15 protein-coding genes and 1 riboswitch are annotated in these 19,502 nt (G+C 57.4%); of the genes, 4 read left to right on the top strand and 11 right to left on the bottom strand.

Translation table 11 applies throughout. The features are described from left to right. Nucleotides 1-209: 209 nt before the first annotated feature. A complete protein-coding gene (locus tag G6L97_RS10905; RefSeq protein WP_162686658.1) occupies nt 210-1,172 on the top strand; it encodes a glycosyltransferase family 32 protein in 963 nt (320 codons plus the stop codon). Here G6L97_RS10905 and G6L97_RS10900 read toward each other — a convergent pair. Together G6L97_RS10900 and G6L97_RS10895 are read right to left on the bottom strand one after the other, a co-directional pair. Next, a complete protein-coding gene (locus G6L97_RS10900; RefSeq protein ID WP_111782603.1) occupies nt 1,164-1,907 on the bottom strand; it encodes a polysaccharide deacetylase family protein in 744 nt (247 codons plus the stop codon). The genes G6L97_RS10905 and G6L97_RS10900 overlap by 9 nt on opposite strands. Beyond that, entirely contained in the window at nt 1,904-3,001 is a 1,098-nt protein-coding gene (locus G6L97_RS10895; RefSeq protein ID WP_111782604.1) for a glycosyltransferase family 4 protein, read from the bottom strand. Before G6L97_RS10895 ends, G6L97_RS10900 begins: the two co-directional genes overlap by 4 nt. 127 nt (nt 3,002-3,128) lie before the next feature. Between G6L97_RS10895 and G6L97_RS10890 the strand changes: the two genes are divergently transcribed. Then, the gene (locus G6L97_RS10890; RefSeq protein ID WP_162686657.1) at nt 3,129-4,469 is read left to right on the top strand and encodes a nucleotide sugar dehydrogenase; all 1,341 of its coding nucleotides are present in this window, start codon (nt 3,129-3,131) and stop codon (nt 4,467-4,469) included. A gap of 79 nt (nt 4,470-4,548) precedes the next feature. Further along, the gene (locus G6L97_RS10885) at nt 4,549-5,031 is read left to right on the top strand and encodes a class I SAM-dependent methyltransferase (protein WP_003516804.1); all 483 of its coding nucleotides are present in this window, start codon (nt 4,549-4,551) and stop codon (nt 5,029-5,031) included. A 37-nt stretch (nt 5,032-5,068) separates the two neighbouring features. On the opposite strand, the gene G6L97_RS10880 is transcribed toward G6L97_RS10885, so the two are convergent. The 4 genes from G6L97_RS10880 to G6L97_RS10865 all read right to left on the bottom strand — a co-directional run bounded on the left by G6L97_RS10880 (nt 5,069) and on the right by G6L97_RS10865 (nt 11,238). Continuing rightward, nucleotides 5,069-6,763 carry an adenylate/guanylate cyclase domain-containing protein gene (locus G6L97_RS10880; RefSeq protein WP_003516805.1) on the bottom strand — a complete coding sequence of 565 codons (1,695 nt, stop codon included), beginning with the start codon at nt 6,761-6,763 and terminating at the stop codon, nt 5,069-5,071. A gap of 209 nt (nt 6,764-6,972) precedes the next feature. Next, entirely contained in the window at nt 6,973-7,674 is a 702-nt protein-coding gene (locus tag G6L97_RS10875; RefSeq protein WP_003516806.1) for an MBL fold metallo-hydrolase, read from the bottom strand. Nucleotides 7,675-8,021: 347 nt separating this feature from the next. Continuing rightward, complete coding sequence (locus G6L97_RS10870; protein WP_003516807.1) at nt 8,022-8,477, bottom strand: cyclic nucleotide-binding domain-containing protein; 456 nt, start codon at nt 8,475-8,477, stop codon at nt 8,022-8,024. 43 nt (nt 8,478-8,520) lie between these two features. Continuing rightward, nucleotides 8,521-11,238 (bottom strand): ABC transporter ATP-binding protein, encoded by a 2,718-nt coding sequence (locus tag G6L97_RS10865; protein ID WP_003516808.1) that lies wholly within the window; start codon nt 11,236-11,238, stop codon nt 8,521-8,523. Nucleotides 11,239-11,584: 346 nt separating this feature from the next. Between G6L97_RS10865 and G6L97_RS10860 the strand changes: the two genes are divergently transcribed. After that, complete coding sequence (locus G6L97_RS10860) at nt 11,585-13,402, top strand: serine aminopeptidase domain-containing protein (RefSeq protein ID WP_111782605.1); 1,818 nt, start codon at nt 11,585-11,587, stop codon at nt 13,400-13,402. Here G6L97_RS10860 and G6L97_RS10855 read toward each other — a convergent pair. Genes G6L97_RS10855 through G6L97_RS10835 form a run of 5 tightly spaced genes read right to left on the bottom strand, consistent with a single transcriptional unit; the run spans nt 13,373 to nt 19,161 of the window. Next, nucleotides 13,373-15,829: a glycoside hydrolase family 2 protein gene (locus tag G6L97_RS10855; protein ID WP_174002914.1), complete on the bottom strand. Its 2,457-nt coding sequence runs from the start codon at nt 15,827-15,829 to the stop codon at nt 13,373-13,375. The two genes, G6L97_RS10860 and G6L97_RS10855, sit on opposite strands and share 30 nt — an antisense overlap. Further along, the gene (locus tag G6L97_RS10850) at nt 15,826-16,809 is read right to left on the bottom strand and encodes a DUF1839 family protein (RefSeq protein WP_174002912.1); all 984 of its coding nucleotides are present in this window, start codon (nt 16,807-16,809) and stop codon (nt 15,826-15,828) included. The genes G6L97_RS10855 and G6L97_RS10850 overlap by 4 nt, the downstream gene beginning before the upstream one ends. Nucleotides 16,810-16,815: 6 nt before the next feature. Next, nucleotides 16,816-17,724, bottom strand: coding sequence for an amino acid--[acyl-carrier-protein] ligase (locus G6L97_RS10845; RefSeq protein ID WP_013636844.1), 909 nt, complete (start codon nt 17,722-17,724; stop codon nt 16,816-16,818). 4 nt (nt 17,725-17,728) lie between these two features. After that, nucleotides 17,729-18,910, bottom strand: a complete 1,182-nt coding sequence (locus G6L97_RS10840; protein ID WP_113157556.1) for an acyl-CoA dehydrogenase family protein — start codon at nt 18,908-18,910, stop codon at nt 17,729-17,731. Then, nucleotides 18,910-19,161 (bottom strand): acyl carrier protein, encoded by a 252-nt coding sequence (locus tag G6L97_RS10835; protein ID WP_003492279.1) that lies wholly within the window; start codon nt 19,159-19,161, stop codon nt 18,910-18,912. The genes G6L97_RS10840 and G6L97_RS10835 overlap by 1 nt, the downstream gene beginning before the upstream one ends. A 180-nt stretch (nt 19,162-19,341) precedes the next feature. After that, nucleotides 19,342-19,453: riboswitch (TPP riboswitch) on the top strand. Nucleotides 19,454-19,502 lie beyond the last annotated feature (49 nt).

Raw genomic sequence — 19,502 nt, 5'->3', positions numbered from 1 at the left:
AAGGGTTCCTTGCCGTCTCTCTTTATCGTTGTCTTGTGACAATTTGCTCAGGAGGGCTTAAAGGCACGTTATCGTAGGGTTTGTTGTCTGTCTATGCCTCTGAAACATCGAATTGTTTAGCAAATTCAAAGCCGGCTTCCAAATTGCAATGGCTTGCCTGATGGCTTGTGTTTGGCGATATGTTAACGAACGTTCCCGGGTGAGGATCCATGTCCGACAAGAAATATTACGATGCCCAGCTGGATAGAGCCCGGCAGTTGCAAAACCAAGGACAATATGCGGAAGCGCATGCGCTTCTCTTATCGCTGGTTGCAGTAAAGGACGGGCACCTGATGGGTGAGCGGACAGTGCTCGGTCTGCCGCGCAGGCTGCATGCGGCACGGCTGCGTCTTGCCAAGGCTGAAGGCGATGTGGTCGCGAGGATCGGCTATCAATACACGCTGGTTCCGCCGCCGCAGGTGCTTGCAAAATATGCGCATTTTTCCCCGGAGGAGCACCGCGCTATCAATCTGAAAAGCAGGGAGGACGTGCCGAGGCGCATCCACCAGATTTGGATCGGAGACAAGGCCCCGCCCGTATCGGTCAAGGCCTGGGCCGCCCATGCCGCCTCGCATGGTTACGAATATCACCTCTGGCGGGAGGCCGATCTTGAGCGGGAAGGCGTGTTTTCGAACAACGTCTTCAGGACGATGCTGGAAGACGGCGATTATCCCGGCGCTGTCGATGTAGCCCGCTATGTCGTGCTGGAGCGTTTTGGTGGCATCTATCTTGATTGCGACTGGTATCCGGCGCGGGATGATGCGAGTTTCGATGCTTTCCTGCCACTGGTAGGGCTGACGGCGTTCGATGAAGAAACGCCGCGCGGTACCGGGCAGGGCAGCATGCTTCTTGCCAACTCTTTCATTGCGACACCTGCTGGCCATCCGGTCTTCCGCAGGATGCTGGAGGCGTTTCCGAGGATTCTTGAGGAAATGCCGCGTGCGCCAGCCTGGTGGTCGACGGGTCCGCTGATCTTTACCGTCATCGCTCGGGCTGGGAGCATCAGCCTTGCGCCGGCGGGGTTTGTTGCCGCTTCTCTTGCCGATCGCGCCGCGTTGCAGGAGGTCGAAGCTGTCAGGCGCGAACTTGCCACCAAGACGGGTGGTTTGCTGATTGCCTGGAAGTCATGGTGATATCTGGTTGATGAGTTCCGCCGAGGAACGCCAGCGCGCGGCAGGATGTTTGCCGGTAATTTCGAACAGCCGTTTCAGAAAACGCCAGACGTTGTCATCATGCACGAGATGATGGGTGAGGATGCCGGTCGTGCCGCCGTGCTCCGCAGCCTGCAGGATGCGGGCGGCGGTCTCGGCGAAAAGGATGTCGTCTTCGCGCCCACCGCGGCTGCCGTGCCAGTCAATCACGTCGACATGGGTGTTCAGGCAAGGTGGCACGGCGTCTTTCTCCGGGCCGAAAACCGAAAGCGCTCGATATCCGAGGTCTGCCAGTCCCTGCACCACATTGGCATCTATGCGGTTCCACGGCGGAACGAGCATAGGCACGAAACGCCTGCCATGCAGATCGTGCAGTTTTTCCAGCCCGGATTGCAACTCGTCGAGAACGATGGACAGGTAACGGTGTGATCCGAGTTCCTGTTTCTTTTCTTTCTCGGTGGCATAGTTTGTATGGGACCAGCCATGCACGGCGACATGGGCAATGTCAGTCGTATCCAGGTGCCGCGCGAGCTTGTCCGTCGTCATCTCGGGGATAACCGCAAGCGTGACCGGCGCGGAAAAGCTGCTGCAAAGATCGAGCAGCGTGTCGAGCGCCGGTGTCGGTTCCACCGCATCGTCGTCCCTGAGCCAGAGATCGGCCGTTATGCGGCGTCGTCCACATTCATCCAGTGCCGCTACGAGTGTTTCCAGACTCATGATGTTCGTGCCTTTGCTCGCAACAGGATATCGTTCAGTTCTCTTGCGGCGTTTTCCAGAGATCGTTCATTTTTTACGAACTGGCGGGCTGCCCTTGCCAAGTCCTCCCGCCGCTTGTCATCGCCGAGCAGAGTTTCGATTGCTCCAGCATAGGCGGCTGTATCATTTTCCGGTGTCAGTAATCCGGTGGTTCCGGATTTTACCACTTCGGGGACGCCGGCCACCGCTTCGGCGATAACCGGCAGGCCCGCAGCCTGTGCCTCGAGATAGGCGAGACCGTAGGCTTCGCCATGCCCCGGCCAGACATAAACCGATGCTTTTGAAAGAAGGTCTGCGATTTCGTTTGCGTTTTTTTCTCCGTGCCAGACAAGACGGCGATCGGGGAAAGAGCTGAACATGGCCTGTACGGCAGCGCGTTCCGGCCCGTCGCCAATGATATCCAATGTCCAGTTCAAATCCTGCGGCAACAGCGCAAGCGCTTCGCGAAGCGCGCGATAGCTGTCGAACTTGTCGCCCGCCCGCATCATGGCGACGGTGATGAGTTTTCCCGGTGTGGGGTGCGGAGCAATTTCAAGAAAATTACTGGCATCGATAAAGGGCGCCAACATCGCCGAGCGGAGTGCGGGAGAGGCGCGGACAAGCCCGTCGCGATCACGCACGGTGAAGCAGATATTGATGGCGGCAGCGTTCAATGCGGCCAGTAACTCGTCCTGAACCGCCTGCCAGCCCATGCCATTGCGCTTGGGGGAATAGGAGGCCTCGGCGGTGACGTAGGGAATATCGAAACGTGTGCCCAGTTCCGGCCCGAGCAAGTCCGGGGCCTTGTAATAGGGGTGATAACAAAACCACAGATCCGGCGCGCCTTCCCGCTGCCAGCGCTCCGTGATGGTCTCGATTTCGTGCGTCGCCGCATCGGCAAGCAAGGACCTCGCCGGATCGTCAGCCTGTTTGAGAAAGCTGCGCAGCTCGGAAGCGACGGAAACATCGTGGCCGCTCATCGCCATCGCCTTCATCAGCAGGCGGGCCATCAGCCGGTCTCCGGAGGGAACGGGATGGTTGGGCGATTTGAGCGGTGAATAAAAAGCGATCCTCATCCGGATGGTTGTGCGTCGCCCATGGCTCTGGCGTCAACCGGAATTTGAGAGGGCCGAGCCTTGACAGCCTGACCATTCTTGCCCAACTGAAAGGCATCTTTTGCACATGCGCGGAGCGTGACACGCTTTGACTTCCCCAGTCGTTTCCCAGAACCTGCTTTCCAGCATCGAAAACAAAAGCGCCAAAGCGGCGGTGATCGGCCTTGGCTATGTCGGCCTGCCGCTAGCCATCACGATCGCCAAGGCCGGTTTCAAGGTCGTCGGTTTCGATATCGATCCCGGTAAAATGGTCGCGATCGATGCCGGCCGCAGCTATATCGAGGCGGTTTCGGACGAGGTGCTGGCAAGCGTCAGGCGCGATGATGGCTTCATCGCAACGTCTGATTTTTCCAGACTGGCTGAATGCGATGTGATTGCCATTTGTGTGCCGACGCCCCTGACGAAATATCGCGAGCCGGACCTCTCCTATGTCGAAAAGACCTGCCGGGACATTGCCGCGCATCTGCGCAGGGGGCAGCTTGTGGTGCTGGAATCGACCACCTATCCCGGCACGACCGACGGAGTTGTGAAGACCATTCTGGAAGCTACCGGACTTGTCTCCGGCGTCGACTTCTTCATCGGTTTTTCGCCCGAGCGGGAAGATCCCGGTAATCGCGACTTCGAGACCTCGAACATTCCAAAGGTCGTTGCAGGCGATGGTGAGGCTGCCGGAAAACTGATGGCGGCATTCTACGGCTCAGTGGTCAAGAAAATCGTTCCGGTCTCGACAAACGCCACGGCCGAGGCGGTGAAAATCACCGAAAACGTCTTCCGTGCTGTCAATATCGCGCTCGTCAATGAACTCAAGGTCGTCTACGAGGCCATGGGCATCGACATCTGGGAAGTGATCGACGCGGCGAAAACCAAGCCGTTCGGTTTCATGCCGTTTTATCCCGGCCCGGGTCTTGGTGGCCACTGCATACCGATCGATCCTTTCTATCTCACCTGGAAATCGCGAGAGTACGAGTTGCCGACGAGGTTCATCGAGCTCGCCGGCGAAATCAACACCGGCATGCCGCGTCATGTCATCGGGAGGGTCGCGGAAGCCCTCGACATCCGTTCCGGCAAGGCGCTCAGCCGCTCCAAGGTGCTGGTGGTCGGTCTCGCCTACAAGAAAAATGTGCCCGATATTCGTGAAAGTCCTTCGCTGAAACTCATAGAACTTATTCAGGAGCGCGGCGGCGAAGCGGCCTATTATGATCCGCACGTGGCAGAAATCCCGAAAACCCGGGAATATAGCCACCTGATGGGCATGAAATCCGTGGCTTGGGACAAGCAGACCGTCAGCGCCTTTGACGCTGTTCTGGTCGCGACCGATCACGACAATGTGGACTATGCCGCTCTTTGCGAATGGTCGCCGCTGATCATCGATACGCGAAACGTCTTCGCACGTCGGGATATCGCCGCAAAACACATCATCAAGGCCTGATCGCCTTCTCCCGGGCATTTCCAGCAAAATCGCCATACGCTTTTACTGAAAATGCCCGGCATTCATGAACGGACGGACTATGAGCAGATTGGACAGTTTCATTCGCCGGCTGACCGCGCAGCGCGATATCCTCAACCACGTCAAGGCCGATCTTGATCTGCCTGACGAAGGCGCGATCATGGAAATAGGCCTTGGAAACGGGCGCACGTTCAATCATTTGCGGGAACTGTTTCCGCAACGCCGTATCGTTGCCTTCGACAGGGCCATGGGTGCACACGCCTCTTCCGTTCCGGCGCAGGAAGATCTCGTCATCGGTGAAATATCGGAAACCGCTCCGGCCTTCATCGGTGTGGAGGCGGCCATGGTGCATGCCGATATCGGCACGGGCTACCCGGAAAAGGATGCCATTACCCTGACATGGCTGCCGGACCTTGCCGCGGGCATGCTGGCAAAAGGCGGCGTTGCGGTCAGCGGTCTGCCTCTGGATCATCCCATGCTGAAGCCTCTGCCGGTGCCGGAAAGCGTGCCGACCGACCGTTATTTTCTCTATCGCAAGATTTGAGGCCGGATGGCCCGTCAGCGAGCGCGCCGGTATTGCCCTATAGGTAACGCTCGCTCTCTTCTTTCGAGAGCAGGAAAACTTTCATTTGCGAGTTTCTCCCGCGAATGGCGATTTTTTCGCTTCGCAGATCGGCAATCTCTTGTCCCGCCTGAATGATGGCGGGTTCGGAAACGACGATGGCGGCGCCGAATTCCTTGGCCTTGGATTCCAGCCTGCTCGCCACATTCACGGTGTCGCCGATGGCGGTCAGGGTTTTCGCTGCGCCATAGCCCATGACGCCGACTATCGTCGGGCCAGCGTGGATGCCTACTACCACTTCCAGCCGGACGGCAAATTGTTTTTCCAGTCCCTCATTCAGGATTGAAAGCTCCCGCAATATGATAGCGGCGGCCTTCATGGCGTTGCGGCAGGCATTTTCTGCATCGTCGCCAAGTCCGAAAAGAGCCATGGCGCCATCACCGATGAATTTGTCGAGATGTCCTCCGGCCTGTTCTACGGCCTGCCCGACGATGGTGAAGTAGCGGTTTAGAAGAAACACGACGTCATATGGCAGTTTCGCCTCGGAAAGCGCGGTGAAATTGCGGATATCACAAAAGAGGATGGCGATCTCCTCTTCCTTGCCCGGCCGGGCCGGTTGCGCATCCGCTGGCAGGTCGCTCTGTTGGGGCGGCGATACCAGAAGCGCTATTCCAATATCCTGAGTGGGCCGCAACTGGCAGCCGAGCCGCACATCTGAATCGGCATGGATGCGCCTCAAAGTGGTTTGTTCGATATCTCCAGGAGGGGGAAGCGGGCCTTTGCTTTCGACAATCCTGACCCGGCAGGTCGAACAGCGTCCTTTGCCGCCGCATACGGAATAATGCGGTACGCCCGCGAGTCTGCTGGCCTCCAGAATGCTGAGCCCGGCAGGGACGCGCGCCTGCGCGCCATGCTCATAACGGATTTCGATAGCCGTCGATCTCTGTCGCCAGCTGCGCACGCCGCGCAAGACGAACACCAGCATTACCGCGCCGACAAAAATCGCTTCCGTTGCGTCGGTAACGAAACGGATACGCGTCTCCATCTCCCGTTGCAACGGTATGTCGTCTCTTTGAACGGTGGTATCTGCAAGCCCGGGAGGAAGTGAGTATTTTCTGTCCACCTCCTCCAGCCAGCGGCCGGCATCGCTGAAGCCCAGAAGCGCCAACAAAGGCAGCATCACCGCCACAGTCATGAATATCCCGGCAATTTTGGGATACCAGTCCCGGTACCGTAACCAGAAAAACAGGCCGATACACCCGTGGGTCCAGATCACGATCAATGCGAGGCTTTGCCACGCGCCGGCCATCGGGTTGTTGATCCAGAGCCGGCGAACGACCGAGTAATATCCCACGTCGATGTTGTAGATCATGTGCGACACGCGAATATTGACGGCGTGGCTGATGATCAAAAACGGGATCGACAGGCCAAGTATGGCTTGCAGCGCTTCGCGAAGCGGCATGCGCAATGTCCGGCGCTGATAAAGCGAGCGCAGGACAAGACAGACGTGCACCACAACCGACCCATAAAACAGCAGGCTGCTGACGGGATTGAGCCAGATCAGGCTGAACCATTTTCGCGCCCGCTCGGCGGTATCGATGGAGATGAGAGCGAGCGAATGGTTGAAAAGATGGGAAAATACAAAGGCAAAAATGATGAGGCCGGACAAGATCCGGGCGCGTCTCAAATTGGTCTCCGAAAAGAAACGGATCATGCAAATCCCATCATGCGGTCATTTGGCGCAGAATCATCATTAAGTGTGCTCTGGTGTCTTTAATGCAGGGTATCTCGTGGCAATATCGTGGAGCAATGGGCCGGCGATGGTCAATTGTGCGTGTTCGAACGTCGGTTCGCCGCATGATACAAATCAGGCTTCAAAAAAGCGTCAAACGCACGCCAGCAACACGAGATTGGTGACCGCGATCAGAGGTCGATGATCTGGCCGTCCATTGTCGCGAATGCACCGCTGAACTGGGCTTTCGCCTGTTTTTCGATGTCGTCCAGTTCGTCGTCGCTGCGGCTTGGGGCGTGGTGGATGAAGCCGACATTTTTTGCGCCTGCCAGTTTGGCAAGGCGGATCGCCTCCTGCCAGGACGAATGGCCATAACCGCGATAAAGGCCCATCTCCTCATCGGTAAACATGGCGTCGTAGAGGAAGAGATCGACGTCCTTGATCAGATCAAGCACGTTCTTGTCGATATTGCCCGGTTCATGTTCGGTATCGGTGATGATGGCGAATGACTTTCCCGCCCAGTCCAGGCGATACCCGATGGCGTTGCCCGGATGATTGAGCATTCCAGTTCGGATCGAGAGGCCCGGATGAACATCCAGGACGTCGCCCGGCATAAAGTCACGGGTTGCCATTTTTGCGCAGCAGACTTCCAGCGGTACGGGGAACCATGGCGGGCTCATGAAGTCCTTGAGCATTTCCCGCGTTGTCATGGTGCCGGCAAGATGACCCGACCAGATGGCGACATCGTTGGAGCTATTGTAGAACGGCTTGAAATAGGGAAAGCCGACGATGTGGTCGTAATGGCAGTGAGAGAAGAACAGGTTGACGTCGGTAATACCTTCCGCCCGCAACGCCAGACCAGCAGGGTGTAACCCCGAGCCCGCGTCGAACAAAAGAACATGATCTCCGCATCGTACCTCGATGCAGATGGTATTCCCGCCATATTTTCGGAAGTTTTCACCTGAAACAGGAAGCGTTCCCCGCGCACCCCAGATCTTTACCCGAAAATCTTTATTACCTTCCCGACTTACGATGTCGGAATCGAACGCCATGACACACCCCGATTACAACGGAATCTTGCACGCTTCCTCCCATGAAGCCCGTTGTCTCTACAGATTATTATATCCGCTCTCTTTTGGCGGACGCCCTTGCCCTTATTCAGTCAGCATTTCATTTATATTGCAATGGTGCGACATTTATTTTTCCAACATCGCCATCCACGGTAGCAAGAAATTGCGGCTCATGTTCTCGCGTTTGCACGCGCTTTGCTAAGCTCCGTCGTCGTCTGGGTGAGACGTTCGGCAAGAACCCGCATGACCTTGATGGTAATGTCAGGGAAATCGGACATGAGCTTGAAGAACTGTTCCTTGCCGATACGCAGGGCTTCCACGTTGGTGGAGGCGCGCACGGTTGCGGTTCTGACGCTGTCGCAGAGAATGGCGATTTCACCGACGATCGCATTGCCGGTCATTTCGGCCACTTTTAACGTGCCGGACGGAGAATCGACCAGAACATCCACTTTGCCGGTCAAAAGGACGTAAGCCGCATCGCCGACATCTCCCTGCCGGAACAGCATGTCGCCGGTGTGATAGGACACGCGGTCGGATGCGAATGCGAGAAGTTTAAGCTTCGACGGTTCCATTTCCGAAAAAAACGGGACGCGTTTCAGCATTTGAATTTCGTCTTTGAAAAGCATTGCCTTACCCTGTTCTTGTTCCACCTCGGTCACTTTCTTGGATTTATGTTGCGACCATATCCTTGAATGTACCGTTTTCCTGCGCAAGAGTCTCGTAACTTCCATCAGCGCTGATAAGGCCCTGATGGACGACGATGACCCGGTCGAACATGCGCGAGAGCGTCGCATTCGACAGAACCCACACGATCGCCGGGTTATTATTGTTCTGTTTCAGGAATGTGATGACCCGTTCGACAATTTCCTCCTGTTGCCGCGGATCGAGGCCGGGAAGGGGGCGATTGAAGACGTAATAGTCGGACTTGCGGATCAGCGCCCTTGCGAGATTGAGCTTCTGCCGCTGGAGTGGCCCGAGCCGCTTGCCGCCGGCGCCGAGGTTGAAATCCAGACCCACCGCAAGCACACGCTCATAGACGCCCTGCTTGCGCATGACCTCGGCCACGATGTGGGTGATGCGCCGTGATGCGTCGGTATAACGATGGCTGACCTTGCCGAAGAGAATATTGTCCAGAAGGCTGGTGGCACTCATGTATTTCGTCGGATCGTAGATTTCGATCACGTTCTTCAGGCTGTCCGGCAGGTTTTCATGGAACATGTGCCGGACTTCAACGATCCGGTTCATGATTTCCGGTGACAGCAGGCCGAAACGCTGCCGGGGCTCAATGTAGAAGAAGCTCAGCCGCAGCATCGCGCGTCTTTCGCTTTCATTGGCCTCGTCGAAACTCCTGCTCTGAAGACGTTGCAGCATTTGCTGATAGACCGGAACATCGTCGGGCGTCATGAATGTGAGCTGCTGGAAGAAGGGGTGGTCACCCGGCAGGTCGGCGAAGATTTCCACGATGTTTTCGGCAATCGTATACCCCATTTCGAACAGGGTTTTGACGAGGCCGGTTTCGCGCATCAGCGAACGGAAATATTCGCTTTCTATGACGGTCCTGATCGACTGTGATGAGTCGCGCATGGTACCGAACAACAGGTTCTCGCCCACGGTGGCCTCGCTGTTGTAGCTCTCCAGCTCAAACGGAGCGATGAGGCCGCTCAGGTTCTCCTTTTCCAGTTCGGCGCGCAGGACATGTCGCAGTTCCACAATGCGGGCCGCAAGATGCAGGTCGGTCAAGGGGTCGATCGTCGAGCGCAACGCGAATTCCAGAATATCCTGTGAAAGTTCCACGCTGTCGAGCACAGCCAGAACGGCCTGAATGAGGTTTTCCGGTTTGCCATCACCGGCCGGGCTTGAAGCGTAGTCGATCCATTCGCTGTTGATGTCGATCGTCGGATTGCCCGCAAGCTTGGCTTCGCGGATCTCCCATTTGCGGTGTTCCAGCGCTGCACCTTCGTATTGCTTTTCGACAAGCGGTGCATGCTTGAGACCGTAAAGCAGATTGTCCTTCAGGCTGGCGTGGAAAAAATAGCTGTCCGAGGACACATAGGAGATGCGCCGGCCCGTCAGCGATTCAGGCAATTCCAATATGTCGACGTCGTTGATGCTCACCTTGCCGGAAGTCGGCCAGAGCGTGCGGCCGATAGCATCCGCGAGCGCCTCTGCTCCCGATCCACCGACGATGGCGATCACCTCGCCTGCCTCGATCTTCAACGATGCCTGTTCCAGAAGCCGGCTGCCGCTATCGTCTTCCAGCGTGAGATTGCTGACGACGATCGGTGCGGCAATTGCCGCGACTGCTCCCGGTGACAGTTTTTGCACCTTGTCATCGATCATGTTCGACGCATCGAACTGCTCGAAGACCTGCTCGTATTTTACCTGAACATCCTGACGCGCCTGATCCCAGTCGATCAGCTCCTTCAGCGGTCCTGGCAGTTCCTTATAAGCGTTGATGACGGCAACCAGCTGCCCGACATCGAGGCTGCCCTTGAGCGTGAGATAACCGCCCAGTGCATAAAAGAAGAAAGGGGTGAGCTGCGCGAGGAAGTTATTGATGAATTTGACCAGAAACTTCCACTGGTAGAGATCGTAGCGGATCCTGAAGATGTCGCCGAGCCGGTGCGAGGCATCGGCACGCTCGAAATTGGAGGTGTCATAGGCGTGGATGGTGCCGATGCCGTCGACCATTTCGCCGATGCGCCCGGCAAGCTGGCGTGCGCTCAGCTGCCGCTGACGCCCGAGTTCGATGAGGCGACGGCGCATTTTGGGGATGATGCCGACCTGGATGGCGGCCATGAAAGCCGCAATCAGACCCAGCCAGAAATTCTGCACGAGAATGAAGAAGAGTGCCGAGAGCGCCTGACCGCCGAGAAGCGCCGGCTGCACAAAGGCGTCGCCGGTAAATCCGCCCAGCGGCTCGACCTCGTCCTTCACCATGCTGGAGATTTCAGCACCCTTGACCCGCTTGAAATGCGTGGGCGGGAACCGCAGGATCCGATCGATAAGTTCGAAACGGATACGCCTGAGAAGCCGCTCGCCAAGGCGGCCCTTGAAGGTGTTGATATAATATTTGAAAAGCCCGTTGATGACGACAAGCGCAAGGAAGGTGAGGCTGAGCGCCATCAGCATCGACATGCGGTTGAGTTCGAGCCCGGGGAAGAGCGTCACGGTGCCCCAATAGGGAATATCGACCGTGAGATGCATGAAAAGCTGTGTCGCGTTTGCCCCTTCGAAGCCGTCTCCCTGAATGGGCCCGTTGACGATCTGTTTGGGCAGATCGAAGGCGAGGAAATAGGGGATCATGGACAAGGCGACGATCAGCAGAATGAAAAGCTGCTGCCGCTTCGTATGCGACCAGATATAACGCGTAAGGCTTTGTTCCATATAAAACTTCTATGACCTGTCGGGCAGGGCCCGGCGTGTTGGTTTGCGCGGTGTCAAGACGGTCAGGCTGCCGGGTGGCGGGGTCCCCTCCTGCAAATAGGTATGTGACTCGCTATTTATCAGTATATTCAAGCGGTTTCGAGCAAAATAGCGCCCGTGCCGAGGCTGGCCCACGATCCCCGATATTTGTTTTTGTAACGTGCATTCCACATTCGATATTGAGACGACTACATTTTTAGACTTCCCTAATGTTATTGGTTTTACTGTAGAACAGGACGTTAGGACGCTCCGGTATAGTTATCCCGCAAATGGTTGAGCCGACACAGGCGTAGTGATTGCAAGGTCGATGGCGATAGATATTTCAGAGCGTGCAAGCGGTGAACCGTCCCCTGACATGTTGTCGCTTTCGGGCATTGCATCCGATGGGTCGATCGCACATCCGGTTTCTTTTCAAGGATGCACGGGTGTTTTTCACCCGGCGCGCAAAGAGGTCAAACAGGATCATGCGGTTCTTTTCGTCAGCCCCTGGGGCATGGAGGAACTGTGCACTCGCAAGTTTCAGCGGGTTGTGGCTGAACGACTGGCGGCGGCCGGCGTCGCCAGCCTGCGGTTCGACTATCATGGCGCCGCGGATGCGCTCGATCCGGAGGATGTCGACCGTGCGGCGGATTGGCTTTCCGACACGCGAGCGGCGCTCGATTATCTAAAAAGTCTTTCCGGCTGTTCCAGGGTGGTCGTCATCGCTCAGGGTCTCGGCTGTCTGATCGCCATACAGGCGCTCGCCGATGCGGCGGCCGTCGATTCCATGGCGCTTCTCGCGCCCGTCGTCTCCGGCCGGAGCTATCTTCGCGAATTGGCGATGTGGTCGTCCATGATTGACGATGGCCTTGGTCTTCGTCCCGGGCAGCGCATGGCGGAGGCGGGGGCAATTGCAGGCATGGCCATGCCGGTGGGTGTTGCTGATGCTGTCAAGAAGGTCAATCTTGCAAAGCTGGATACTGCTCCTGCGCGCAGCATTCTGGTGCTGTCGAGACCGGGCCGGGCGAGCGACAGCGATTTTGCCAAACAACTCGCCGCGATTGGTGCCGAGGTGGGGGAGGCGGAATTTGAGGGATATGACGATCTCGTATCCAGTCCCACACTCTCGAAAATACCCGGCGATGTGGTGAAGCGGCTTCGGGATTGGGTCCTGTCCCAAACTCATGCCGCGGATGCGGCGGGTCCGCAGGAGGATATCATCGTCAACGCTCCGCAGCGCGGTCGCGGTTTTCTGGAACAGCCGGTGCAATTTGGCGAAGCCGGCCGGCTTTTCGGTGTTTTTTGCGAGCCTGACGATCGGCCGGCGGTATCCTCGGTCCTTCTGCTCGGCGCGGCCTACGACCGGCATGCGGGTTGGGGCAGGCTTTCCGTGCAAACGGCCCGTTTGCTCGCACGGGAGGGTATCGCTTCGCTGCGGTTCGACGCGGCCAATATTGCCGACAGCCCCCCGGTCAAAAACGCGCCCGATCAGGTTCTTTACGATGCGGCGCAGAATGACGACGTGGCCGCTGCGCTCGATTTTCTCAGTCGGCGTGGCAAAGGACCCGTCGTTGCTGCTGGGCGCTGCAGTGGCGCCTACCTCGCCTTCAATGGCGCGCTTGCCGATGACCGGATCAGCGGGGTGGTTGCGGTTAATCCGGTTGTGTTCCACTGGCGGAAAGGCCGCTCGGTCGATGAAGCGCTGCACAAACCGCCACGGTCCTTTGGGGAATACAGCCAGCGTTTTCGCCAGGGCGCTACGTTCAAGCGTCTCGTCAGCGGCGATGTCGATGTGGTGAGCGCTGGTCGCAATATCGCCAAGGCGACGCTCAAGAAGCTTTCGATAAAAACGGCAAGGCTTTCCCGCCGGGGGAGCGAGGAAGGGCGTGCCGTCTACGGTGCTTTCGACAAGCTCAAGACAAGGGATGTGTCCATCAGCCTGCTTTACAGTGACAATGACGACGGGCTTGAGCATTTCCGGTATTATTTCAACGCCGATGGCAGGGGCCTGTCGGCCTATCGGAATGTGTCGCTGACGATTATTCCTGACGCCGACCATAATCTTTCAACGCCTGAGGCCAGAAAAGCCTACATCGATGCGGTGAAGCTGATGGCTCTAAAAGGAAAATCGCCGGCTGGAGCCTAGCGAGACGACATCGCCGGAAGGGGGCGTTTCGGATGTTGCTGTCTCCGGCATAAGGTCGATTTTTCTGGTTTCACCGGGTGCGAGATGGAACCAGCTTTCCGAGGCGCGGTAATCTTGCGCCGTGATATGGACGGATTGCGCCAGCCGGTCCGTGCCGATTTCGAGCGACCAGATGCCGTTCGCCTCGCTCACCCCCACCTGAAGTTTGGCGGCGTGCAGTGCTTTTTTCCGACCGAGAGGAAAATGGAATGCGTCGGCGATGACAGATCCGGTCGCGACATCGCGGAGCCGGGCTACCGTCACATCATGGGAGGGCGGGCCGAAACGATAGGCATAGGTCGTATCGAAAAAGGCGCCGAACAAATCGGTTGCGGCGATGGTCTGGCTCTGTCGCGGCGAGAGCGTGAGCGGCCGTTTGGCATGGACGACAGGTTGCGTGCCATCGCGCAGGCAGGTCAGTTCCAGCATGGCGTCAAGGTTGTCGCCGGTTTCGTTGATGACATGAATGTCCAGCCCGTTGGTGCCTTCATCGGAAAGGCTGACCTGGATGGGACGAAACGCTCTTTTCAACGCATGCCAGACGGATTTTGGTCTGCCGGTGGCATCGATGATACCCCAGCCAGCGCCGGGAACGAGATCCTGCAAGGTCCAGACCAGGGCGCCCCGGCAAGGGGACGCGTCGCGACGCCATTCGGCGAAGGTTGCTTCCATGACCTCGGTAGTGACGGCACGAGACATGTCGAGATAGAGGCCGCCATCCTCCCGACGCAGCACGTCCGGCTCAACGTCGTAAAGCAGTTTCAGATAATGGTCGCGAATATCCTCAAAATCCCAGGAAGCGCCGCGATCGCGTGGCGTGCGTGCCTTCCAGCGCGGATCATGCACCGCCAGGGCGGGAAGATGTCTGTCCAGCGTTTCCTGTTCGGGAATATTGGCGAAGGCCAGGCACTCTGCAGCAAAGCGGACATTGGCCCGGCGGGCATCTTCCAGCGGACGGCAATAGGCGCCCACACCGTAATAATGACCAACTCCCGCATTGGGAAAGAAGGGCAATGCGCCGCCTGAAGGGGAATTCGCCACATAGGCCGCGTCCGGCCGTTTTTCGGTCAGGACTTCGGGCAAAATTGTCTCGGTGAGCGTTCCCTTCCATATCTGTTCCGGCAGACCGAGCATCGCGCCCTGCTGGTACATTTCGCTACCACCGCAAAAAACGATCAGCGAAGGGGAAAGGGCGGTCGCCTCGAGGAACTGCGAGACTTCCGTAACGATGTGCTGGCTGAGCGCCTCATCCTTTGCTGGATAATCAAAATTGGCAAGCATGGCGTCCTGCCAAACCATGATGCCGAGTTCATCGCACAGCGTGAAGAACTCCGGCGTTTCATAGGCCATCGTGCCGCCGATGCGGATCATGTTCATACCGGCTTCGGCAGCTTTTCGAAGCCAAGGCTCATAGTTCGGTCTTGTTCCCGGCAGGCGCACGATGTCGGCGGTCGTCCAGACTGCGCCCCGGCAGAAAACGGGGTGCCCGTTTATCTGGATGCCGAAACCGTTTCCGTCTTCGCCGTAATCCACCTCCACGCGCCTGAAGCCGGTGCGCCCGAGCCTGTGTTGCTTACCATCCAGTTCCAGAACGACTTCATGAAGCGCCGGTCTGCCGTGGGTATGCGGCCACCAAGTCTCGACATCGGGTATCCGGAGTTCGCCCAAGAATTCGCCGTTTTCACCTCTGGAAAGATCGGTGCTGTAACCGGCGCAGGTGAGCCGTGCGGATGGAATGTCGTGGTTCGCCTCCAGGGCGATGTTGACCGTTCCCGTCCCGGTTTCGTCGAGCGAGGACCGGACTGTGCAACGCACGCCTGCCTGTCTTACAAGGCTGATCGGTCGCCATGGTCCGGCGGCATGGATTTCCGGGCACCAGCCTGGCATATATCCGAGCGCCGTGGTGCGGATAAGCCGCAGACCTTGGGTGTTCATCATCTGCGGACGCCAGCGGGCGCGGGGACCGGTCTTTTCGAGCCTTGGCGAAAGTGCCCGGAAGCAGATCGAAAGTTCGGCCGCGCCCGTCAGTTCAACCGGCACTTCCAGCCTTTCGAACATGCTCTGGCTGGCGGCGATCAGTTCGCCGTTGAGGAAGATTTCTGCAATCGTCGACAGGCCGTCGAAGCGCAGGATCGCCCGCTCCCGCACATCGGAAATCATCGTCAGACGGTACCAGGCATCCCTGTCGTTCAATGGTGTCGGATTGAAACGATCAAATTTTCCGGCCAATTCCAGAGCTTGCGCCACTGTTCCGGGAACGGATACGTGAAAGCTTTCAAGGGTTGCGGGAATTTCCGAGGGCGTTTCGCAGGCATTGGCGGACGTCAGCGTCAGCGTCCAGCCTTCACTCAGCAATTTTTCGCTTTCGCGCGGAAGATAAGTCCTCACGCGGCCTCGCTGGTGTTCGACAATTTCGCCGCAAGGGCTTCCATCACACCATCCCATGCTTCCGCAGCCGGATCGAGCACCGAGGCGAGCGCGTCGAATTTACGGCGTGTGACGGCCCGAGCTAGCTGGAACTGCACGGTCTTGGCGACCTCGGATATGCGCAGCGCGTGGTCTCTCGCTTCAGCAAATTTGCTCTTGTCCAGCCATTCGAGGTGGCTCGCCGCCAGTTCGAAATTGGCGCCGAGCTGGCGCAGCGTATTGAAGGCATATTTGTGGAAAAAGCCGAACGGACGGTCTGCCACCTTCTCGACCTGAGCCGGAAACACGGCTGCAAAAGACCTGACCGGATTGTCGGATGGTCGCCGTGAAAAATGAAACTTCAGCAGCCGTTCGGCCGTTTTGCGGATATGCGCCGGCGAAGGGTTGCTGTCTGCGAATTTCGCAAATTCCGTATAAGGCAGAAAGGGCGGCTCGCTCTCTGACAGGTGATGCTGGAACAGGCCATCGAAATCTTCGCCCGACAGGTGGAAAAAGCCGGCATTGTGGAAATAATCGAGTTCCCGGTTTGCGAGGTCCATCCGGTTGATGGCGATGGTGGTCTTGCCATGTTCCTTCCGGTAGCCCACCCCGTGGGTATCGGGCATATAGAAGCTGTCCATCTCGATCAGGCAGATGCGACCGCGCTCCAGCTGCGCTTCGATATGGTTTTCCACCCGGTCGAAGATCGCAAGTTCGGTGGCGCGAACGCCATAAAGTGCTTCCAGATCTTCCAGCGGCACTTTGAAGAAGGTGAACTGGTCGCCTTCGAAATCCTGCGTCAGTGTGAAGCCGAACATGGCCTCAGGCGGCAACCCTTTCGAGGCCAGCACCTCGATCCACAAATCGATGTAGCAATTGGTCTCCGGCCACAGTCTTTCCGACGAATGAAGCGGGTGCTGCACATAGTTTTTGGGATCGAGACCGGGGAAAATCTGCCGCATGAATGGTTAGCCCCAGAGTGTTTTCAAGGCCTTTTCGGGCCATGTTTTTACATCCAGTCCGTGATGCGCAAAAAGTGCCAGCGCAATGCGCTCAAGGCCGAAACCGACGCAGGCAGTGTGAGCCACATCACCATTGTCGAGGTTCAATCCCCATTTCTGGCCAAAGGCGTCCTGATGGTAATTGAAGCTCATGCAGGCCGTCGGGTTGGTGGCGGATGTGACGGGGATCAACAGTTCGAATTTCAGGTTCTGGTCGCGCTGGTTGTTGGCGAGCATTTTGCCGGCGCGGCCGAAGAAGGGATCGTTGGCCACGTCGATGGTCACTTCAAGGCCCACGGCTTCCATCATCGCCACGCCGCGATCCATCCATGTCTGGCGGAATTCGGTCACATCGCTCTCCGTGCCCATGCGCACATATTCCCGCATGCGGAAAAGCTGCTGACGTGCCGGGTCCTTGGAGGGCTCATGGCGGAAACAATAGGACTGGATGTCGTAGAGACCGCCGCCGGAAGGCAATGCGCCGCGCTTGGCGATGGTCGGATAAAGAGGGTAGCAAGCGGCCGGCGTCAGCACGATATCGGTTGCTTTCTGGTCCTTTGTCCAGTCGCCGCCCTCATCCATGGATTTGAGAAGGCTGACATGGTCAAGTTCGCAACCGCAGAAGGAATGCACCGTGCCCGCAAGCTGCGGGAAGCTTTTCATGTAACCGCTCTTTTCGAAATAGGCGCGGTTGATGCCGGGCGGGAAGCGGATCGCCTCTGCACTGTCCGGGCCGCCGGTGCGGTCGATCAGGCGTTCGAATGCGGCAATGACATCCTCGAACTGGCCGCTGCGTCCGTAAAGACCATCGACACCCGTTTCAATCAGCAGGCCTTCTTCGAACAGTCGATCGAGAAACGATGTTTGCATATCCATGGTCTTATCCCAAGAGGCTGGTGTCCTGCTTGTGAACCAGCAGGAGATTGGCGGAATTGCCGAGAATACGGTCGTTGGAAATCATCAGGCGCGCGGAATGCGCGTCGCGCAGGTGTCGGCCAAGGCTGTAGGGCGTGCCGTTCTTGTAACCCATGATGCCGCAGACCAGCATCGCTTGGTCGATGATCTCCAGAATGGTTTCCGAAGAACAGATCTTCACATTGTTCATGGCAACCGCGAACGCCATGGACATCAGCTTGTCCGGGTCGCTCTTGGTGTCTTCGTAAGCCTTTACGCCCGCAATGACGTTGGATTTGACCACCTGTAATTTGGTGGAAATTTCGGCAATGTGGATAGCGCCTGGCGGTGTGACACCGGGCGACTTGCGTGCTGCCGTCCTGACGAAGGATTGCGCGCGCAGCACCGCATCCGACGCGATGCCATACCACACGGCGCTCCACAGAAGATGCGAGCTTGCAAGCATGGATTGCGCGGCGATTTCCGCAAAGGGTTTTGGGAATATCTGCACCGCCGGCGCCTCGCCGCGGAACAGGAAACCGTCCGAACAGGTGCCGCGCATGCCGAGTGTGTCCCAGACATGGGTCTTCTCGAGCTTGTACTGATCTTTCAGGAAGACGGTCATCACCTGATCGGCCGGGGCGGCATCCTTGTGGGCGCGCGAGGTGATGAGGATGGCATCCGCATTGCTGCCGTAGGAAATGACGGTGGCGTCCTTCTCCAGCCGGCAGATGTCTCCTGCGACCTCAATCGCGCAGATGGAATTGCGCAGATTGCCGCCGATTCCGCCTTCGGTCGTGGCCGATGCGAGAAGAAGCTGTTCGCTTGCGATGCGGCTCATGAAGCCCGCATGCCATGGGCTTGTCTCGCCGTGTTCCACAAGGCTCGATGCCTTGATGTGGTGCATGGCGAAAATCATCGCGGTTGCCGAACAGGCCTGGCCAAGCCGGGCGCAGATATCGGCGATTTGCTGTATGGATGCGCCTTCGCCACCAAGAGAGGACGGGACCTGAATCCCGAGAAGGCGCTCTTGTCTCAGCGCCTTGACGGCTTCCTCCGGGAAGCGACCGGTGACGTCCACCTCGTCCGCGTGTTTGGCGGCAATTGCTGCGACGCGGCTTGCGCGCGCGGACAGCGTTTCATCCTGCGGCGCAACGGTCACATTCATCAGGCTGCCTCTTTACCATCCAGAATGAGCTTAACGGTGTCTTCAATGGCCTTGATGCTGGCAAAGGACTTGCGGTTCAAGAGGTTGTCGGGGAATTCGATATCGAAAGCTTCCTCGATACCCAGCATCAATTGCACCGATGCAAAGGAAGAAAGACCTGCCGCATAAAGATCTGCTTCGTTTTCAATCGTATCGACGGGGGTAGGAAGCTGGCCGAATTTTGCCAGTATTTCACGAATAGTCGCATTCATTCCGACTTATCTCCCATGAATTTAACATCAGGATGGTTTGTGCTTATCGTTAATTTGAAAACGATAATATTCGCCTAAACCGTTAGGTTAATTACCACTAACGGCGCTTTTGTTGTTCGTCCACCTTTGCCAGCCATCAGCAGCACCCTTGACAAATGTCGGGCGGTGTTTTCTCTTGTGTCCATTCACCAGGGGTGTCCCGTCAAGGGGCTGAGATTCTGCTTTTATGCGCAGTGACCCGTTGAACCTGATCCAGTTCATACTGGCGTAGGGACGGTGCAAAGACCGAAGGTCGGATTGCGTGTAACTTGCGCTGCCGACGCGTCGGTATTTTCCATCAT

The organism is Agrobacterium tumefaciens, from assembly GCF_013318015.2.
In the GTDB taxonomy this organism is placed as follows: domain Bacteria; phylum Pseudomonadota; class Alphaproteobacteria; order Rhizobiales; family Rhizobiaceae; genus Agrobacterium; species Agrobacterium tumefaciens.
This window is presented reverse-complemented; position numbering and strand designations above follow the sequence as displayed.

Coding starts and splice junctions, on each gene's coding strand:
- G6L97_RS10885 (WP_003516804.1), top strand. CDS start 4,549: ATGAGCAGATTGGACAGTTTCATTCGCCGGCTGACCGCGCAGCGCGAT.
- G6L97_RS10900 (WP_111782603.1), bottom strand. CDS start 1,907: ATGAGTCTGGAAACACTCGTAGCGGCACTGGATGAATGTGGACGACGC.
- G6L97_RS10840 (WP_113157556.1), bottom strand. CDS start 18,910: ATGAATGTGACCGTTGCGCCGCAGGATGAAACGCTGTCCGCGCGCGCA.
- G6L97_RS10835 (WP_003492279.1), bottom strand. CDS start 19,161: ATGAATGCGACTATTCGTGAAATACTGGCAAAATTCGGCCAGCTTCCT.
- G6L97_RS10895 (WP_111782604.1), bottom strand. CDS start 3,001: ATGAGGATCGCTTTTTATTCACCGCTCAAATCGCCCAACCATCCCGTT.
- G6L97_RS10865 (WP_003516808.1), bottom strand. CDS start 11,238: ATGGAACAAAGCCTTACGCGTTATATCTGGTCGCATACGAAGCGGCAG.
- G6L97_RS10870 (WP_003516807.1), bottom strand. CDS start 8,477: ATGCTTTTCAAAGACGAAATTCAAATGCTGAAACGCGTCCCGTTTTTT.
- G6L97_RS10860 (WP_111782605.1), top strand. CDS start 11,585: ATGGCGATAGATATTTCAGAGCGTGCAAGCGGTGAACCGTCCCCTGAC.
- G6L97_RS10845 (WP_013636844.1), bottom strand. CDS start 17,724: ATGGATATGCAAACATCGTTTCTCGATCGACTGTTCGAAGAAGGCCTG.
- G6L97_RS10905 (WP_162686658.1), top strand. CDS start 210: ATGTCCGACAAGAAATATTACGATGCCCAGCTGGATAGAGCCCGGCAG.
- G6L97_RS10850 (WP_174002912.1), bottom strand. CDS start 16,809: ATGCGGCAGATTTTCCCCGGTCTCGATCCCAAAAACTATGTGCAGCAC.
- G6L97_RS10880 (WP_003516805.1), bottom strand. CDS start 6,763: ATGATCCGTTTCTTTTCGGAGACCAATTTGAGACGCGCCCGGATCTTG.